Origin of the sequence: Brevibacillus sp. LEMMJ03 (assembly GCF_007197875.1) — a bacterium.
GTDB classification, from domain to species: Bacteria; Bacillota; Bacilli; order Brevibacillales; family Brevibacillaceae; genus Brevibacillus; species Brevibacillus thermoruber.
Window position 1 is genome coordinate 186155 of record NZ_VKJN01000005.1, and the last position, 17753, is coordinate 203907.

Genomic DNA, 17753 nt, shown 5'->3' on the forward strand with positions numbered 1-17753 from the left:
TCCTCCTACCAGGTGACAGTCTCCACCTGTTGTTGAAAATGGTGAATCAGGGCGTCGTACGAGGAAAGCAGGAGTTCCGTCGCCAGTTCCGCCTCTTCCTTCCACTCCGCATAGTAGCGGGAGCTTTCCAGCGGCCGTTTCGGCGCTTCCGGCTGCAGGCGGAAGCTCTCCGCGTCCGAGCGGACAAACTCCAGTTCCGCAAACACGGCCAGCATGCCGTCCAACACGTCCCGCTTCAGCTTCAACCGACGGGCCAACGCGTCCAGATGAATCCGCTGGACGCAGGGGACCTGCAGCAAAAACTGGTACAGCGCCTTGAACTGCTCCCGCCCCGGGCACGACAGCCGCTCCGCCCCCAGATCGGGATCGCCGAACAGGCAGTAGATCCGCTCCGCCTGTTCGAGGCGGGCCAGCACCCTGTTCAGGTCGCTCCGCCGCTTGGGCAGATCGTAGAGGACGACGGTCGGCAGGGCCGGCACATGACCGTCCCACGCGTCATCCGCGACGACCAGGAGCCTTCCCGGCTGCTCCGCCGCGGCCAATCCGGCGGCCAGCGCCTCGTAGCTTTCCCGCCGGAACAGGACGGTCAGCATCTCGTGCCGGGCGGCCAACTGCCGCCACCTTTCCTGTTTGTCCCGGCACCCCCGCCAGTCAAAGACCTGTCTGTGCGGCACGGCGAGATCGCGAATCGTGAGCTGCGGTTTGCGATGACCGTTCCACTCGTTGACGGACAGCTCCGCCAGCACTTCAAACCGCGCTTTCGGCGTCACTTCGCTCACGACATGGGCCCAGTTGAAGCCGATCGCGTCCACGCTGCCGCCCTCCTTGCAGAGCGAGCATTTCAGATGGCTGTCGTCCCGGCCGATCGTGCGCATGCCGGCTGCCTCCACATCCCGCACCAGCACCAGCGGCGTGGGGTTGCCCATCCCGAACGGCGCCAGTTGTTCCAACTGCTCTGCCGTGTCGAGGCTGATCTCCGCGAGGTCCAGGGCGACATCCACCTTGGTCAGCGGCACGAAGTCTTCTTCCGTCAACCACTCGGCGGCCAGCCGGTTGAGCCGGTCGCGGAGCGGCTCGAGATTCTCGATCGGCAGTGTCATCCCCGCCGCCATCGTGTGCCCGCCGTAGTGGGGCAGCCATTCCCTGCACGCCGTCAGCGCTTCGTACATGTCAAAACCGGCAATGCTGCGGGCGGAGCCTTTGGCCGTTCCTTTTTCCCGATCGATGCCGAGCACGATCGTCGGCCGGTAAAACATCTCCACCAGCCGGGAAGCGACGATGCCGACCACCCCGACGTTCCAGCCTTCCTTGGCGAGGACGAGCACGCGGTTTTCGTCCAGGGGAAACTGCTCGCGCACCATCTGCACGGCCTCGTCGGTGATGGCCTGCACCAGCTCCTGCCGCTCCCGGTTGAGGTTATCCAGGATGCGGGCGCATTGGTCCGCTTCCTCAGGATCCTGCGTCGTCAGCAGTTTCACGGCTGCTTCCGCCGTCTCCAGCCGGCCGCCTGCGTTGAGACGAGGCCCGAGGGCAAAGCCGACGTGGCCCGCAGTCAATTCGCTGTCCGCCAGGCCGCAGACGCGGATCAACGCCTGCAGTCCGATGTTGCGGGTCTGATTGAGCCGCTGCAGCCCGAGACGGGCGAGAACCCGATTCTCATCCACCAGCGGGACGAGGTCGGCGATCGTGCCCAGCGCGGCGAGATCGGCCAGATAGAGCGGCGGCTCTCCCAGCAGCGCATGGGCCAGCTTGAATGCCACCCCGACGCCGGCCAGCATGTCAAACGGATACGGACAGCCCGGCTTTTTCGGGTTGATCACGGCAAAGGCCTCCGGTAAAACTGCCGGAGGTTCGTGGTGGTCCGTCACGATGACGTCCAGCCCCAGTTGATTGGCAAATGCCACCTGCTCCACCGCGCTGATGCCGGTGTCGACGGTGACGATCAGCTTGTAACCGCTTTCCTGCAGGTGGGCCAGTGCGTCTTTATGTAAACCGTATCCTTCCGTAAAGCGGTTGGGGATGTAGCAGTCAAACACAGCGCCCAATTGGCGCATGACATGAACCATCAACGACGTGGAACTGACACCGTCCGCGTCGTAGTCGCCGTAAATGCAAATCGGTTCGTTCCGCTCAATCGCCCGGCGAATCCGGTGCACGCTCTCTTCCATCCCGTCCAGTAGATACGGGTCGTGAAACAACTCCGGTCCTGCCTCCAGAAAGGCACGCGCCCGCTGCGGCGAATCGATGCCGCGGATGACCAGGAGCTTGGCGATCAGCGGAGACAATCCGCATTCCCGGGCAATCTCGTCCGCCAGCTTCTCGTCATACGCGGCCAGTTGCCAGCGTGTTTTCGCTTTGAGCATAGGCCTTTCCTCCAATCCTCATTCATTATAGAGGAAAGGACGGGAGACTGACAACTGGCGAACATTTACGCCTGTCCGTCCGGAGGAGCCTGGACGTCCGCCGCTTTTTCCTCCGGGCGGGGATCGTACGGGTTGACGTGGACAAACACGTCGCGAACCGCGGAGAATTGGGCCATCAGTTCCCGCTTGACCTGTTTCGCGATCCGGTGGCCCGCTTCCACGGTGATGTGGGGATCGACGCCGATCTTCACGTCGACGATCTGGTAGTGGCCGTGTTCGCGTGCACGGAACGAATCGATCCGCTTCACGCCGGGCACCGCCTCGATGGCGCGGCGCAGCTCAACCGTCTCCTCTTCGTGAAGCACGTGATCGAGCGTGTTGTGAATCGATTCCATCATGATGTGGTAGGCCATTTTCAACACCAAGGCGGAGACGAAAATGCCCGCGATCGGGTCCAGGTACAAAAGCCAGGGGATGTCCAGGCGGCCGCCGAGGATCGCCCCGCCAATCCCGATCAACGCCGCAAACGAGGAAAAGACGTCGGAGCGGTGCTCCCAGGCGTTGGCAATCAGCGACGGGCTGTTCAGCTTTTTGCCCAGGTTGTACTTGTAGCGGAACATCCACTCCTTGACAATCATCGAGCCGACAGCCGCCCAGACGGCCGCCATGCCCGGCGGCTCCAACGGGGCGAACAGTGATTTGACCGACGCCGACCCGATTTCCACGCCGACCAGCGCCAACAAAACGGAGACGATAATCGCCGCCACGGATTCCGCCTTTCCGTGTCCGTACGGGTGATCCTCGTCGGGCGGACGATCCGCCGCCCGCAGTCCGATCAGGACGGCCACCGACCCGACCACATCGGAGGCGGAATGGACCGCATCGGCAATCAGCGCCTGCGATTTGGCCAGCCAGCCGATCAGCAGCTTGGCTGCGGCCAGCGCCAGGTTGCCGACGATTCCCACCCAGGCGCCAAACTGCGCCTTGGCCAAACGGTTATCCACAGCCATCGCCCCTTTCGCGGGAAGTATGGTGGAGAGAAGAAAAACCGCGGGGAAGCTCCCCCGCGGTTTCGTCACTCAGCCCTCATTTGGAGCCGGAGAAAAACGTTTCTTTTTCATTTCCCGTTCTTTCAGGGCCACCCATACCTGAGCGGCAATGAAGATGGACGAGTACGTCCCGCTCACCAGACCGAAAATCAGGGCCAGGGAGAAGTTGCGGATGCTTTCACTGCCCAGTACGGCAATCGCCAGGGCGGTGAAGAACACCGTCGCCACCGTAAAGATGGAGCGGCGCATCGTCTGCCACAGCGAGACGTTGACCAGGTGTTCCAGATCTTCCACGGTTTTGGACTTCATCGTCCTTAGGTTTTCCCGAATCCGGTCAAAAATTACGATCGTGTCGTTGATCGAATAACCGACAATCGTCAAAATCGCCGCGATGAACGTCAAATCCACTTCCAGCCGGAACACGGAGAACAGCGCGATCGGAATCAGGACGTCGTGGATCAGGCCGATGATGCAGGCGATGCCAAACAGCAGTTGGAAGCGGATCGCGATGTACACGATGATTCCGACGCCGGCAATCGCTACGGCAATTGCCGCTTTTTGCACCAGTTCGCGGGCGATGCTCGGATCAACCGTCGCTTCCTGCTTGGTTACCTGCGGCCCGTACTTGTCCTTCAGTGCCTTTTCCAGCGCTTTCAGCTTTTCAGCGTCCACCGTCTGGTCAAAACGGGTCTGTGCCTGATGGTCGCCATAGGGCGTCACATGGGTGAAGACGGTATTCGGCACGTGCTGCTTGATCAACTGTTCCACGTCGGCCGGATTAAACTCCTTGCCGATGTAGATGTCGAGGCGGGTCCCCGCCTTGAAGTCGACCCCCAGGTTCAATCCCATAAACAGTGTGAAAAGCAGGCCCAGGACGAGAATGGCACCGGAAAAGAGAAAGAACTTCCGCCGGTTTTTGACGATGTCAAATTTGACAATATCTTCGTGTCGTTTAGAGCTCACCGATCTCACTCTCCTTTACCCCGAACCAGAACGGCTTCTTGATCATGTTGGAGCGGACGAGCAGCCACAACAGGAAGCGGGAACCAAACACGTTGGTGATGACGCTGACGATCAGCGTCATGGCCAGCACGATCGCGAACCCTTGGATGGAGCTTGTCCCGAAGTAGAACAGCACCGCTGTCGCGATCAGCGTGGTCACGTGCGCGTCGATAATCGTGATCAACGAACGGCGTTCCCCCGCACGGAATGCAGACAGAATCGTCTTTCCGGCGCGAATCTCTTCCTGAATGCGTTCGTAGGTAATAATGTTGGCGTCCACCGCCATCCCGACGGAGAGAATGAAACCGGCGATCCCCGGCAGGGTGAGCGTCGCGTCCATCCAGTCAAGCACGACAAGACAGAAGTAGGTAAACGCGACAAGCGTGATGTTGGCGATCAGACCGGGCAGACGGTACACCAGCAGCATGAACACGATGATCAGCGCGGCGCCCACGTAGCCGGCGTAGATCGTTTTTTGCAGCGCCAGCGTACCGAGCGACGCGCCGACCGAGGTCACCTGCTTCTCGATCAGTTTCGCCGGCAGGGCGCCCGAATTGAGGATGTCAGCCAGTTCCTGCGCCGACTCTTGCGTGTAGTTGCCGGTGATTTGGGCGCTTCCGCCGGTAATCACGTTTTGGATGACCGGATTGGTCAGCAGGTTGTCGTCCAGGTAAATGGCCATATGTTTGCCCAGATTGGCCCGGGTGATGTCTTCCAGCTTTTTCGGGTCGGAAATTTTCAATGTCACGACCGGACGTTTCAGGTCGTCGTATCCGACGCCCGCACCGCCCGGGGCAAGGTCGCTTCCGCGCAGGAGCACGTTGCCCTTTTCGTCGCGGAACTCCAGCACCGCCGGTTTGCCGATCAACTCGCGCAGCTCGTCCTGATTGGCCTTCTCGGACGCGATCTTGACGCGGATGCGGTTGGGCAGCTCCGTCTCAATCACGGGTTCCGCCACGCCCCCGATGTTGACCCGCTTTTCGACCATGCTCGCGGTCGCTTTCAACAATTCGATATCCACTTTTTGGTTTGGCTCCAGCGGCTCTACGACGTAGAGAATTTCAAAGCCGCCCTGCAGGTCCAAACCAAGCCGGATCTTGCCTGCCACCTGCTGGGTCGTCGTGGTGATGAGCGTGGCCAGCATGCCCACGACGACCAGGAACAGGAGGAATCTTCCCCATTTGATCATGTAGTAATACCCCTCTTTCCTTCCAGGGTTCCGTCAGAAGACGCAAACCAATATGCCCATTATAGCGAAGTGGAAAAAAACGTGTCAATTTTTGCTGGAAAGCAAAACCATGGCAACCAACCCCTTGTCGTACGCATCAGCCTACTTTTACGAATGTTGAGGCGAAAAGTTTCACTGGGATTGCTTGTACATTTGCAGCATCAGCCAGTTCATGTACTTGGTCGGTTTCAGCGACAGGATGTCGTTGACCAGGCAGTGCAGGGGCGGAATTTCCTTGTATGCGGCGGTGACGCACTCCCAGACGTCCTCCGCCGTGACGTTTTCGTAGCCGAGCAGGGCGAATTCCTCTGCCTTGCTTTCGCACAGGCCGGCCACCTGTGCGTACCATTCCCGTTTGCGCTGCTCGTCCATCTGCTCTCCCCCTCAAAGTAGTCATGCCGTGAGCGGCACGTCCATATTCTTATAGTACGAACTGTTCACGAAATTTGGGCGGTAAAGGAGCCTGCCATGAGACAGTCTTTCTTTTACGGAACGGTCATCCTCATCATCGCGGGCGGCGTGACCAAGGTGCTCGGCTTTGCCAACCGCATCGTCCTGTCGCGCTTGATCGGCGCGGAAGGGATGGGCTTGTACCAGATGGTGGTTCCCCTGCTGTATTTTCTCATCACGGTCACCACGTTTGGTCTGCCCGTCGCCATCGCCAAGCAGGTGGCGGAAACGGAGGCGGCGCAGGACAGCCGGCAGAGCCGCCGGTTCCTGCTGCTCGCGCTGGCGGTCACCGGGGGAATCAGCCTGATCCTGTGCTCGCTTTTGCTCGCGCTGTCCGGGCGCATCTCGCAGCTGCTGTTTGCCGATGCGCGGGCGGACATCGTCCTCTTGGCCGCGGTGCCGGTGATCCCGATCGCCAGCATTTCGATGGTGCTGCGCGGCTATTTTCAAGGCAAACACAACATGACGCCGACCGCCGTCTCGCAGTTGGTGGAGCAGGTGGTCCGCATGGTGCTGGTGGTCGTGATGACGCTCGCCTTTCTGCCGCTCGGCATCCAATACGCCACCGCAGGCGCCGTCGGCAGCATCATTTTCGGCGAAGCGGCCGGCCTTCTGTACATTCTCTGGCAGTACCGGCGGTCCAGCCGGAACACGGCGGCGCGCGTCTGGGAACAGCCGCTGCTGGCTGTTTTTTCACAGAGCCGGAAGAGCCTGCGCCAGTTGTTCAGCGTATCGCTTCCCGTCACCCTGAGCAGGATCGTCGGCTCGATCGCCTATGTGCTGGAGCCGATGATCGTGCCGTTCGCCCTGGTGATGTCCGGGGTGTCGACGACGGTCGCGACCAGCCTGTACGGTCAATTCGCCGGGATGGCCGTCCCTCTGCTCTTGTTTCCCACGTTTTTAACCTATTCCTTGTCCGTTTCGCTCGTTCCTGCCGTGGCGGAAGCGTCCTATCAAAAAAATGCTCCTCTCGTGCATCGGCGCATCTACCAGGCGATGCGGATCACACTCGTCATCGGAGCACCGTGTACCGTCCTGCTGTACATTTTTGCCGAGCCGCTCTGCGGGCTGCTTTACAACAACCCGGACGTGGGGCTGCTTTTGAAGGAGATGGCGCCGTTTTCCGTCTTCCTCTTTTTCCAGGCGCCGCTGGCGGCTGCGCTGCAGGGTCTTGATTACGCGCAGGTGGTCTTCCGCAACACGCTGATCGGCGCCGTTGTCAAGACGGCCGCGATGTTTGTCTTCACCGTCCAGCCCCAGTTCGGCATTCACGGAGCGGTGATCGCGCTCAACATCAACATCACGCTGGTCACGCTCCTGCACCTCGCCAGCCTGGTCAAGGTGATCGGCTTCACCGTGAACGTGCTGGAGCTGTGCAAGATCGGCGCGGCGATGGTGGCCATGGGATACGCCGGTTCGTACATGGCCGCCCACTGGTTTGCCGACGCGCCGGTCATCCGGCTGCTCCTCCTCTGCTCCGCCGCCAGCACGCTTTTGTACCTGGTGCTGCTCGTGGCGATGCGGATTCTGGGCAAACAGGACGTCCGCCGCATCCCCTGGATCGGCGAACAGTTGGCCATCTTTTTCCCCCGGCGCTGACGCCTTTTTCGTCAATGCAGCGGTTTGTCCTTGGTGTCGAGGTAGATGATCCCCCGCTCGTCGATGCTGCAGAACGAGACATCGCGGATGTCCTTGATGCCGTACTTGCGGATTTCCCGTTTCAGCCACAGCTTGTTCTGGCCGATTTTTCTCAGCGCCTCTTCCCGCACCTGGCCGTCCAGGATCAGCGGGATCGGCAGCCCCGCAAACGTCACCCCGCCCTGCGGTTTCGGATCCGGCAGCTTCAGGTCTTCCCGGGTCAGCGGGTGCTTCGACTGTTTGGGAAAGACGCTCATCTGCCCGGTCGGCTCCAGAACGGCAAATTCCACGTCCGCCAGGTTCTTGATGTTCTTCTGCCGCAGGTGAACCATCAGGTCGTCAAAGGTGAGCCGGTTGCGCCGCATCGCGTCTTCGCGAATCTGGCCGTTTTCAATGATCAAGTCGGCCGAACCGTCAACCACGTCGCGAAACTTCTTGTTTTTCAGCGACAGATACGCCATGCCGACTTCCAGCAGTCCGATCAGCAGCATCGGGATATAGAACAGGAACGCCCGTTTGTCGATTTCTTCAATCGCCAGCACCGCCATCTCCGCCAGCATAATGGAGATGACGACGTCAAAGACGGACAGTTTTCCCAATTCCCGCTTGCCCATCAGGCGCAGCAGGACCAGGAGAAAGAAATAGGAAAACAGGGTGCGCATCAGCGCGGTTGTCAGATCTTCCATTTCCGTCGGCCTCCCCACGCAGAGTTTGACGTTAGTCTCCGCGGGAGGCCGTGCGAGTATAAGCGCCAATTTTGACTAATCCCCACCCGACTGCGCTACAGCCACTTTCGCTTGCGGAAGATGTGCAGCATGGCAAAGGTCATGCCGATCATGACGACGAGGGCGGTGATCAGCATGTACGGCTCCGCCTCCGGGCCCAGCCAGCTGAACGTGTTCATTCCGAACAGGCCGGTGATGAACGTCAGCGGCAGAATGATCGTGGAGATGATCGTCAGCACGCGCATCGTCTCGGTGGTCTTGGCGCTGATGATCGTGTAGTAGGTGTCCAGCGCGCCGTTGACCAGGTCGCGGAACGTTTCCGTGGAGTCGGCAATCCGCTCCAGGTGATCCGTCAGGTCGCTGTAGAACGGAACGTTTTCCTCGGATATGTCAAACGAATAGCGTCCGTTGACATTGGCGAAAATGCGCTTCTGGGGCAAAATCACGCGACGAATCAAAATAATCGTTCGCTTCAGCGCCAGGAATTCTTCCGTGATCTCCTCCATCTTGTGCTCGAAGATCTCGTCTTCCAACTCGTCGATCCGCACGCTGATCCTGTCCATGATCGGGAAGTACTCGTCGGTGATGCCGTCCACAATCGCGTACAGCAGGTAGTCGGGACCGCGGTTCAGATAGGAGATGTTCCGGTGGCACATGGCCGCGATTCGGCCGATCGTGTTCATCGGCGACTTGTGAATCGTGACGATGTAATTGGGACCGAGAAAAACGTTCAGTTCCACCGTGGTGATTTCGTCGTCGCTCTCTTCGTTGTAGCGCAGGGCATGAAACACGAAAAAGTAGTAGTCGTCGTACTTGTCTACCTTGGCACGCGGGCTGACGTGCAGGCAGTCTTCAATCGCCAGCGGGTGGAAGTCAAAGATTTTGGCAATGTACTGCAGTTCATTGTTCCCCACATCGTACAGATCAATCCAAAGCAAATCTTCCGGTGACTTCAGCCATTCGTCCTTTTTGCTCAGGTCGACATCGTGGTACATCTTCTGTTCCGAGTGGTTGTAAAAGTAGGTCTTGATCACGTATTCCTCACCCCCCGTCTGGTTCCTCATCCATCATACGAAAATTCCTTCCGATGTTCAACGCGAAGATGAATACGCCGCCCAAGCCTGTCATATAGATGGTACAAACTGACCAGTGAGGAGGGTTATCCGTGCGGAGTGCTTCCACCTCGGTGTTTACGGGTCTGTTGTACACGCTCGGTCTGGTGCTGACGGGCGCTCTCCTGGCCGCCCTGCTGCTGTCCTTTACCAACCTGCGCGAAAGCTCCCTGCCGTACTTCACCTACGCGATCAACGCGCTGGGCCTGCTGTTGGGCGGCTACGTCACAGGGCGCCGCTGCGGAGGAAAAGGCTGGTACTACGGCGGTCTGACCGGTCTGTCCTACTTCCTGCTCGTGCTTTTGATCGGGTTTTTGGGCTTCGACGCGACCATGCAGTGGAACACCCTGGTGTACCTGCTGGGAGCGTTTGTGACGGCGGCCGTCGGCGGCATATTCGGCGTCAACTCCGCTTCCAAGCGGTATTGAACCGGTTCACGGAAGGGGTTCGCGGGACCACGGCCGCAGGAGCGGCATCCGGTCTCGCCCCGCGTCCGGGCCCGAGGGCAAACAAGAAAAACATCCGGCACCTTTGCGTGAGGCCGGATGTTTTCGCGTGGACGGCGGCTTACTTCGACTCTTCCTTCGATTCCGCAGCCGGTTCGCTTGCGGACACCACGTTGTTGACGGCGCCGCGGTCAAACGTAACGTGAACGTTGTGGGCGATCCGCAGCGTGACGGTATCGTCCGACAGATCCTGAATCGTGCCGTGCATGCCGCCGATGGTTACGACTTTATCTCCTTTTTTCAGCGCCGCCAGCATGGCGTTGCGCTGTTTCTGCCGCTTCTGCTGCGGGCGGATCAAGAGGAAATAGAAGATCGCAAACATGATGATGATGGGCAGAAAGCTTTGCAGTTGTTGCATGATTGTCCTCCTTTTTGCTTAGAAAGATCTATCTTCACTCAATCCGTATTGAGCGAAAAACTGGTCGCGGAAATCGCGCAGCCGGTCTTCGGCAATCGCCTGACGCACCTGTTCCATCAGCTTTACCAGAAAATACAGGTTGTGATACGTGGTGAGCCGGACGCCAAAGATTTCGTCCGCCTTGATCAGATGGCGGATGTAGGCGCGGGTGTAGTTTTTGCAGGTGTAGCAGTCGCAGTTCGGGTCCAGCGGGGTGAAGTCGCGGGCGTACTTAGCGTTGCGGATCACCAGCCGGCCCTGGCTTGTCATGCATGTCCCGTTGCGGGCAATGCGGGTGGGCAGCACGCAGTCAAACATGTCGATGCCGCGGATCGCTCCCTCGATCAGCGCGTCCGGGGAACCCACGCCCATCAGGTAGCGCGGCTTGCCGGACGGCAGCAGCGGCACCGTATGCTCCAGCACCTCGTACATCAACGAAAACGGTTCGCCGACGCTCAATCCCCCGATCGCGTACCCGGGAAAATCGAGCGAGACGAGGTCGCGGGCGCTCTGCTCGCGCAAATCCTTGTACATGCCTCCCTGCACGATGCCGAACAGCGCCTGGTCCTCTGGCCGGGTGTGGGCTTTCAGGCAGCGCTCCGCCCAGCGCGTGGTCCGCTCCATCGACTGCTTCACGTAATCGTATTCGGCCGGGTACGGCGCGCACTCGTCAAACGCCATGAAGATGTCGGCGCCGAGCGCATTTTGTATCTGAGTCGCTTCTTCCGGTCCGATAAACAGCTTCTCCCCGTTCAGGTGGGAGCGAAAGAAGACGCCTTCTTCCGTGATCTTGCGCAAATTGCTCAGGCTGAACACCTGAAATCCGCCGGAGTCGGTCAAAATCGCCCGGTCCCAGTTCATGAAGCCGTGCAACCCGCCCGCCTCCCGGACAATTTCGTGACCGGGCCGAAGAAACAGGTGATAGGTGTTGCTCAGGATGATGCCGGCACCGATCTCCTTCAGTTCCTCCGGACTCATCGCCTTGACGGTCGCCTGCGTTCCCACCGGCATGAACACGGGGGTGTCAATGGTCCCGTGCGGCGTATGCAGCTTGCCAAGCCGCGCCCCCGTCTGCTTGCAGGTTTTGATCAATTCGTAGCGTACAGCCAATCTGTGTGCACTCCTCAACCTCTGGATGTAATTCTCACCTATTATATAGAAACTGGCAGCTTTTCACAAGGAAAAACCGGGGGTGAGCCCCCGGTTTCACAAAATCAGCATGGCATCTCCGAAACTGAAAAAGCGGTATTCCTCGGCAACCGCGGTCCGGTAAGCCCGCAGCACGTTTTCCCGGCCGGCCAGCGCGCTGACCAGCATGACCAGCGTCGACTTGGGCAGGTGGAAGTTGGTCAACAGGCCGTCGATAATCCGGAACTGGTAGCCCGGATAGATGAAAATGTCCGTCCAGCCCGATCCGGCCGCCAGCCTGCCGTCGTGCAGCCCGCCCACCGTCTCCAGCGTCCGGCAGGAGGTGGTGCCGACCGCGATGACGCGCCTGCCTTCCGCCTTGGCCCGGTTGACCGTCTCGGCCGTCTCCGGCGGAATGTCGTAATACTCGGCGTGCATCACGTGCTCTTCGACGACATCAGCGGTGACCGGGCGGAACGTGCCCAATCCGACGTGCAGCGTGACATAGGCGATCTCGACGCCCTTTTCCGCAACCCGCCGCAGGTACTCCTCGGTAAAGTGAAGGCCTGCCGTCGGAGCGGCCGCCGATCCCCGTTCACGAGCGTACACCGTCTGATAGCGCTCCTGGTCTTCCAACTGTTCGTGGATATACGGCGGCAGCGGCATGGTGCCGAGCTGGTCCAGAATCTCGTAAAATATCCCTTCGTATTGAAAACGGACAATGCGCCCGCCCGTCTCCGTCACTTCTTCGCAGACGCAGCGCAGCAGTCCGCCGCCAAAGACCACTTCCGTCCCCGGTTTCACCCGCTTGCCCGGCTTGACCAGCGTCTCCCAGCGGTCGCCGCCGAGCGACTTGAGCAGGAGCACTTCGATTTTGGCTCCCGTCCCCGCCTTTTCCCCGATCAGGCGGGCGGGCAGCACGCGGCTGTCGTTGAGCACCAGCACGTCGCCCGGCCGCAGGTATTCCACCAAATCCGTAAAGCGGCGGTGCGCCATCTCCCCTGTCCGCTTGTCGAGGACAAGCAGTCGGGACGCCGTCCGATCCTTCAGGGGATGCTGCGCTATCAGCCGTTCCGGCAGTTCAAAATCAAAGAGTTGTACGTCCACAATTCCGACTCCTCATCTGCAGTTCAACGAGCCGCGACCGCAATCACGGCTCGATTGTCACATCCTGGTAGTAGTGTTGCAAGATTTGCTTGTAGTCATACCCGTTCTCCGCCATCGCCTTCGCGCCGTATTGAGAGACGCCGAGGCCGTGGCCAAAGCCGTTGCCGCGGAACAGGAACATCTGCCGCTTGCTGAGCGTGCGCCAGTCGCCGGTGCCGCTGTAAATCAGGAACTGGTAGCTGTAGCCGTTGGCTGAAGCCGGCTCCCATCCGTCGGCCCCGATCGCCGCCACGCTGCCGCCCCGCGTGTACTCGCGCCGTTTGCCGTCCGCGCCCAGCACCGTAAACGTCCCCATTTCTTCCACGTCAAACTTGGTGCTGCGCAAACCGCTTCCGCCCTGGGTGAAGATCGAGCGGTGCGCGTCCGGCGACGACACCTTGAGCGTCACGCCGTTCGCCTCCATTTCCAGCACACGTCCCGACGGCCCCCGTTTGGTGACGACAAGCGACTCCACCGATCCGCCGACCCGCGGTGCCTTGTTGCGATCCTGGCTGGCGTTGACCATCGCCGCCACTTCTTCCGGCGTATACGGTCCCCGGGTCCAGGCGTAGGCGTTCTCTTCCGGTTCCTCCCGGATGATTGTCACCTGCGTCCCTGCCGGAAGCGTGGAGAGTACGCGGTGGTAGGTGGTGCTGGGGCCGGAACGCAAGTTGGTCCCCTCCGTCGCGATCACGGCCTGCTTCAATCCCATGGGATTGACGCCCCCGTTCAACCGGACGAGGTCGCTGCGTACATACCCCAGGGTGCCGTCCGGCAGCGACACGTAGTACCAGCGGTTGGCCGTTTCCAGCGGTCCGCGGTCCTCGCTCGGCACGGGACGGAGGTAAGGAACGGGATTGCCCCACACTTCCGTACCGTCGGCGGACATGCCGCCGGCGTTGGAATAGAACAAGGCTTCAGCCAGTTTCCCCCTGTACTTGATCACTTCGCCTTCCGTCTGGTCGACGGCCTGGCGGATATCGGCCGACTCCCGCCCGTACCCGTAGTACGCCTGCTCGTACACGGTGTCGGATACGTTGGCGACGCCGTACTTGTTCCCTTGGCCGAGCGCCCGCGTGCGGGCCAGCACGGCCTGCGACTTGAGCGCTTCCAGCGGCCAGCCCGGAGCCATTTCCGAGCCGACCACGCCGTACAAATACTGCTCCAGCGGCAGTTCATTGACGACCGTCAGATGCCCGTTGTACTCGGACAGCTCGATTTTCCCCCGGTACTTGCGCTGGTCCCGCTCCTCCACGCCGATCAGCGGCAGGGCGCCTCCCTTCTTCGGCTCCACGATCAGCTTGGCTTGCGGCGAAAACGCGTATTTCCAAATGGTCTCGGAGCCGTACACGTCCTTTTTCAGCACCGCGTACGAACGCCCCGCCGCTGCCCGGTAGGAATAGCCGGGCTTGGCCGCCGCCGCTTTTTGCGCCAGGCGCTGGAGAGCGTCCTGGCTTACCTCGTCTCCGATCCACACGGCGTACTCCAGCTTGCCGCCGTCCGCCAGCAGCACCGGGTACGCCGGGAGTCCTGCGGCAGCCAGCGCCGTCTGCGCATCCAACGCCTGCTGCCAACTGCCGAAGCGGCCCGCTTCCAGCCTCATCGGCCCTTTGACCGCCGGCTGCTGCCCGATCGCCTGGGCGATTGTCTGGGCCTGGGCTGCCGCCGCCTGATACGTGTCGTACGTGCCGCTGACCACCTGGTACAGCGTCTGTCCGCCCCGCTGCGCTACCTGGATGGAGGCGTCCCACTTGCGCTGGCTGAGCTGCTGCGCCACCTGCTGGGCCCGGTTGAGGTCGCCTGTTTCCGTCACCAGCAGGTGATATTCGTCGACGCGAAAACGCGCCGCATCCTGCCCCAGGGCAGGCAGTTTTGCCGTCCCCTCGCTGCCGCGCAGCGTCACCTCCAATCCCGTGCCGCTGGTCAACGTCACTGTCGGCACCACGCCGCGGTACCCTTGTCCGATATCGATGAACAGCGCGACCCTTATGCTGGGGTCGGCCGCCTCCACGGGAACCTGTCCCGCCAGAAGCACCGCCGACAGAAGGCCGGCCGTAAGGACTTTCCCCATCCAACGCTTGCACATGCCGTCTCGTCCTTCCTCTCCGATGATTTGTTGCGCGTCGAAAAATGGCATCAACTCCCATGTTTTTTCGACAAAATCGCGATTTTTCCTGCCCCGTTTGCGAATTTGGGACCGGGAGAGGGGAAAAAGACCGATGTTCGGGAAGGGACGGCCGGCGGGTTGCCGGTAAAACGGGATACTCTGATCGCTTGCTTGTTTTTCCGGCCGTACAACAAAAGGAGCCCACTCTTCAAACGAAGGGCAGGCTCCCGTCTTTCATGGCTATTTGAACAGGCGGAACAAATAGCCGGCCAATGACAGCAGAATGCTGATCACAATGCAGGTGACGATGGGAAAGTAGAACTTTACGTTTTCCTTTTCCACCACGATGTCTCCGGGCAGGCGCCCGAGCGGCAGAAAGCGGCCGCCCACCTGCCACAAGAGACCGATTGCGATCAGCACGGCTCCTCCAATGATCAGCAGTTTGGCTACCGGATTCACGCTTTCATCTCCCGACCAAAGTGTTGATAAGCCAGCGGCGTCACCACGCGGCCGCGGGGGGTCCGCTGCATGAAGCCGATTTGCAGCAGGTACGGCTCGCAGACGTCCTCAATCGTCTGCCCTTCCTCTCCGATGGTGGCGGCAATCGTGTCCAACCCGACCGGCCCCCCGTCAAACCGGTCGATGATCGCCAGCAGCAGTTTGTGGTCGATGTGGTCCAGTCCGCAGGCATCCACCTGCAGTCGTTCCAGCGCTTCGCGGGCAATCTCCGCGGTAATCACGCCCTCTCCCTGCACCTGGGCGAAATCGCGCACCCGTTTCAACAGCCGATTGGCCACCCGGGGCGTTCCCCGCGAGCGTTTGGCAATCTCTTCAGCACCGCCCTCGGTGATGCCGATCTGCAGAATGTCGGCGGCCCGGGTGACGATGAACGTCAGTTCGGGAACGGTGTAGAACTCCAGCCGGTTGACCACGCCGAAGCGGTCCCGCAGCGGCGACGAGAGCATCCCCGCCCGGGTGGTGGCCCCGACCAGCGTGAACGGCGGCAGGTCCAGCCGGACGCTGCGGGCGCTTGGCCCTTTGCCGATGACAATGTCCAAGGCAAAGTCCTCCATCGCCGGGTACAGCACTTCTTCCACGCTGCGGTTGAGCCGATGGATCTCGTCGATGAAGAGCACGTCGCCCTCCTGCAGATTGGTGAGCAGCGCGGCCAGATCGCCGGGACGTTCGATCGCCGGGCCGGAGGTGGTGCGGATGTTTACCCCCAGTTCGTTGGCGATGATTTGCGACAAGGTGGTTTTGCCGAGGCCGGGCGGACCGTACAGCAGGACGTGGTCCAGCGCCTCCTTGCGCATTTTGGCCGCCTCGATGAACACCTTCAGATTATCCTTTACCTGCTGCTGTCCGATGTATTCGTTCAGATAGCGGGGACGCAGGCTCAGCTCCGCCGCATCCTCTTCCGCATGCATCTGCGTCGTAATGATGCGATGATCCAACTCCTCACCCCCTCATTAACAGCGCAAGCCCCTGCTTGATCAACTGTTCCACCGCCGCGCCACCCTTGGCCGCTTCGGACAGGGCGCCGCGGATCGTTTGCAGTTCGGCGTCGGAATAGCCCAGCGCCGTCAGCGCCTCCAGCGCCTCCTGAAGCGCGGAAGCCGCCTTTTCGCCTGCCGCCAGTTCCGTCGCGGCGACGGCCATGACCGCCGACGGCGTGTAGCCGGTCAGCTTGTCTTTCAAGTCAAGGATCATCCGCTGCGCGGTCTTTTTCCCGATTCCGGGGAACTTCGTCAGATAGGAGACGTTCTCCTGTTGAACGGCCATGACGATCTGTTCCGGCGTCGCGGCGGCCAGGATGGCCAGCGCTCCTTTGGGGCCGATGCCGTTGACGTCCAGCAGCTTGCGGTACAAGTCGCGTTCGTCCCGCGTGGCGAACCCGTAGAGCAGGATGGCGTCTTCCCTGACGTGGTGATGGGTGTACAGCCTGGTTTTCGTCCCTTCGTACCGGACGAACTGGTACGGGTTGGGACAAAAGAGGCGATAGCCGATGCCGCCGGCCTCAATGACGATGTACTCGGCATCCAGGTATGCCAGCGTGCCTTCCACAAAATCGATCATCGTTGCGCTCCTTCCGAAAGGGAGATAAACGCGCGGAACTGCGCGTGGGTGATGGCGATGCCCAAGGCGTCGGCGACGTCGTCCGGTTTAGGCGTCTCCTTCAACCGGAGCAGCATTCGCGTCATCTCCTGAATCTGCCTTTTTTCCGCTCCGCCATAGCCGGTAACCGCCTGCTTCACCTGCATGGGCGTGTATTCGTAGACGGGAATGCCGGCCATTTCGGCGGCCAGCAGTATGACCCCCCTCGCTTGCCCGACCGTAAACGCGGTCGTGACGTTTTTGTTGAAAAACAGCTTCTCGACGGCCATCTCTTCCGGCCGGTATGTATCAAGCAGGCTCTGCATCGCTTCAAAGACCTGTTTCAGCCGCAGCGGAACCGGCAGGCCCGCCTCCGTCTGAATGCTGCCGTACTGCACAGGGCGCAGTTGACTCCCCTGTTTGTCCAAGATGCCAAACCCGACGATGGCAATGCCGGGGTCGATACCGATGATGCGCATGGGCCCACTCTCCGCGTACAAGTTTCTGTTCCTACTGTACCACAAAGCGGAGAAAAAGCGAACGTGCATTTCCATTCCCAAAATAAAAAGCCCAACCCTTTCACAGGGTCGGGCTGCATACGGCGTCACCTAGTGTTTGTTCAATCCAAGTGCATCCGCTTCGTCGTGCTGCATGTGCGCGTATTCGTCCACGCCATCCCGCATCTGTTCGCGGATCTGGTTGATCCGGCGATAGTCGAGCTTGTTGTGCCCCTGGTTCAATTGAATGTACAAACGCTGGTGATACTGGTCTTTGTAGCTTCCTCGAGGCATCGAAGACATGCTGGAAA

General features: G+C 60.4%; 18 protein-coding genes. 2 read left to right on the forward strand and 16 right to left on the reverse strand.

The window, feature by feature from the left end; translation table 11 throughout:
* Positions 1-5: 5 nt before the first annotated feature.
* The 5 genes from recJ to FOI68_RS08940 all read right to left on the reverse strand — a co-directional run bounded on the left by recJ (position 6) and on the right by FOI68_RS08940 (position 6014).
* Positions 6-2363 carry a single-stranded-DNA-specific exonuclease RecJ gene (gene recJ, locus FOI68_RS08920; RefSeq protein ID WP_143862898.1) on the reverse strand — a complete coding sequence of 786 codons (2358 nt, stop codon included), beginning with the start codon at positions 2361-2363 and terminating at the stop codon, positions 6-8.
* Between the two features lie 65 nt (positions 2364-2428).
* A complete protein-coding gene (locus FOI68_RS08925) occupies positions 2429-3373 on the reverse strand; it encodes a cation diffusion facilitator family transporter (protein ID WP_044897592.1) in 945 nt (314 codons plus the stop codon).
* A gap of 69 nt (positions 3374-3442) precedes the next feature.
* A complete protein-coding gene (gene secF / locus FOI68_RS08930) occupies positions 3443-4375 on the reverse strand; it encodes a protein translocase subunit SecF (protein WP_052660149.1) in 933 nt (310 codons plus the stop codon).
* Positions 4365-5603, reverse strand: a complete 1239-nt coding sequence (gene secD / locus FOI68_RS08935; protein WP_035288555.1) for a protein translocase subunit SecD — start codon at positions 5601-5603, stop codon at positions 4365-4367. Before secD ends, secF begins: the two co-directional genes overlap by 11 nt.
* Before the next feature lie 171 nt (positions 5604-5774).
* The gene (locus tag FOI68_RS08940; protein WP_143862899.1) at positions 5775-6014 is read right to left on the reverse strand and encodes a post-transcriptional regulator; all 240 of its coding nucleotides are present in this window, start codon (positions 6012-6014) and stop codon (positions 5775-5777) included.
* A 96-nt stretch (positions 6015-6110) separates the two neighbouring features.
* On the opposite strand from FOI68_RS08940, the gene spoVB reads away from it, so the two are divergent.
* The gene (gene spoVB, locus FOI68_RS08945) at positions 6111-7691 is read left to right on the forward strand and encodes a stage V sporulation protein B (protein WP_035300221.1); all 1581 of its coding nucleotides are present in this window, start codon (positions 6111-6113) and stop codon (positions 7689-7691) included.
* An 11-nt stretch (positions 7692-7702) separates the two neighbouring features.
* Here spoVB and FOI68_RS08950 read toward each other — a convergent pair whose 3' ends face one another.
* Complete coding sequence (locus FOI68_RS08950) at positions 7703-8416, reverse strand: DUF421 domain-containing protein (RefSeq protein WP_143862900.1); 714 nt, start codon at positions 8414-8416, stop codon at positions 7703-7705.
* A 95-nt stretch (positions 8417-8511) separates the two neighbouring features.
* Positions 8512-9489: a magnesium/cobalt transporter CorA gene (gene corA, locus FOI68_RS08955; RefSeq protein ID WP_029097444.1), complete on the reverse strand. Its 978-nt coding sequence runs from the start codon at positions 9487-9489 to the stop codon at positions 8512-8514.
* A gap of 131 nt (positions 9490-9620) precedes the next feature.
* Between corA and FOI68_RS08960 the strand changes: the two genes are divergently transcribed.
* Positions 9621-9995 (forward strand): TIGR04086 family membrane protein, encoded by a 375-nt coding sequence (locus FOI68_RS08960; protein ID WP_029097445.1) that lies wholly within the window; start codon positions 9621-9623, stop codon positions 9993-9995.
* Positions 9996-10134: 139 nt separating this feature from the next.
* On the opposite strand, the gene yajC is transcribed toward FOI68_RS08960, so the two are convergent.
* The 9 genes from yajC to FOI68_RS09005 all read right to left on the reverse strand — a co-directional run bounded on the left by yajC (position 10135) and on the right by FOI68_RS09005 (position 17745).
* Entirely contained in the window at positions 10135-10431 is a 297-nt protein-coding gene (yajC, locus tag FOI68_RS08965) for a preprotein translocase subunit YajC (RefSeq protein WP_029097446.1), read from the reverse strand.
* A gap of 18 nt (positions 10432-10449) precedes the next feature.
* Positions 10450-11580: a tRNA guanosine(34) transglycosylase Tgt gene (gene tgt / locus FOI68_RS08970; protein WP_029097447.1), complete on the reverse strand. Its 1131-nt coding sequence runs from the start codon at positions 11578-11580 to the stop codon at positions 10450-10452.
* Between the two features lie 96 nt (positions 11581-11676).
* Complete coding sequence (gene queA, locus FOI68_RS08975; protein ID WP_143862901.1) at positions 11677-12705, reverse strand: tRNA preQ1(34) S-adenosylmethionine ribosyltransferase-isomerase QueA; 1029 nt, start codon at positions 12703-12705, stop codon at positions 11677-11679.
* A 43-nt stretch (positions 12706-12748) separates the two neighbouring features.
* A complete protein-coding gene (locus FOI68_RS08980; protein ID WP_143862902.1) occupies positions 12749-14830 on the reverse strand; it encodes a SpoIID/LytB domain-containing protein in 2082 nt (693 codons plus the stop codon).
* Between the two features lie 261 nt (positions 14831-15091).
* The gene (locus tag FOI68_RS08985; RefSeq protein WP_035300231.1) at positions 15092-15310 is read right to left on the reverse strand and encodes a DUF2905 domain-containing protein; all 219 of its coding nucleotides are present in this window, start codon (positions 15308-15310) and stop codon (positions 15092-15094) included.
* Positions 15307-16305, reverse strand: a complete 999-nt coding sequence (gene ruvB / locus FOI68_RS08990) for a Holliday junction branch migration DNA helicase RuvB (protein ID WP_029097451.1) — start codon at positions 16303-16305, stop codon at positions 15307-15309. The genes FOI68_RS08985 and ruvB overlap by 4 nt, the downstream gene beginning before the upstream one ends.
* A gap of 4 nt (positions 16306-16309) precedes the next feature.
* Complete coding sequence (gene ruvA, locus FOI68_RS08995) at positions 16310-16927, reverse strand: Holliday junction branch migration protein RuvA (RefSeq protein ID WP_029097452.1); 618 nt, start codon at positions 16925-16927, stop codon at positions 16310-16312.
* A complete protein-coding gene (ruvC, locus tag FOI68_RS09000) occupies positions 16924-17424 on the reverse strand; it encodes a crossover junction endodeoxyribonuclease RuvC (protein ID WP_029097453.1) in 501 nt (166 codons plus the stop codon). Before ruvC ends, ruvA begins: the two co-directional genes overlap by 4 nt.
* Before the next feature lie 129 nt (positions 17425-17553).
* Positions 17554-17745: a hypothetical protein gene (locus tag FOI68_RS09005; protein WP_143862903.1), complete on the reverse strand. Its 192-nt coding sequence runs from the start codon at positions 17743-17745 to the stop codon at positions 17554-17556.
* Between the last annotated feature and the right edge of the window lie 8 nt (positions 17746-17753).

Excerpts from the sequence above, each read along its gene's own strand:
- recJ (WP_143862898.1), bottom strand. The coding sequence starts at position 2,363 with ATGCTCAAAGCGAAAACACGCTGGCAACTGGCCGCGTATGACGAGAAG.
- FOI68_RS08925 (WP_044897592.1), bottom strand. The coding sequence starts at position 3,373 with ATGGCTGTGGATAACCGTTTGGCCAAGGCGCAGTTTGGCGCCTGGGTG.
- secD (WP_035288555.1), bottom strand. The coding sequence starts at position 5,603 with ATGATCAAATGGGGAAGATTCCTCCTGTTCCTGGTCGTCGTGGGCATG.
- FOI68_RS08940 (WP_143862899.1), bottom strand. The coding sequence starts at position 6,014 with ATGGACGAGCAGCGCAAACGGGAATGGTACGCACAGGTGGCCGGCCTG.
- spoVB (WP_035300221.1), top strand. The coding sequence starts at position 6,111 with ATGAGACAGTCTTTCTTTTACGGAACGGTCATCCTCATCATCGCGGGC.
- FOI68_RS08950 (WP_143862900.1), bottom strand. The coding sequence starts at position 8,416 with ATGGAAGATCTGACAACCGCGCTGATGCGCACCCTGTTTTCCTATTTC.
- yajC (WP_029097446.1), bottom strand. The coding sequence starts at position 10,431 with ATGCAACAACTGCAAAGCTTTCTGCCCATCATCATCATGTTTGCGATC.
- FOI68_RS08980 (WP_143862902.1), bottom strand. The coding sequence starts at position 14,830 with ATGTGCAAGCGTTGGATGGGGAAAGTCCTTACGGCCGGCCTTCTGTCG.
- ruvA (WP_029097452.1), bottom strand. The coding sequence starts at position 16,927 with ATGATCGATTTTGTGGAAGGCACGCTGGCATACCTGGATGCCGAGTAC.
- ruvC (WP_029097453.1), bottom strand. The coding sequence starts at position 17,424 with ATGCGCATCATCGGTATCGACCCCGGCATTGCCATCGTCGGGTTTGGC.
- FOI68_RS09005 (WP_143862903.1), bottom strand. The coding sequence starts at position 17,745 with ATGTCTTCGATGCCTCGAGGAAGCTACAAAGACCAGTATCACCAGCGT.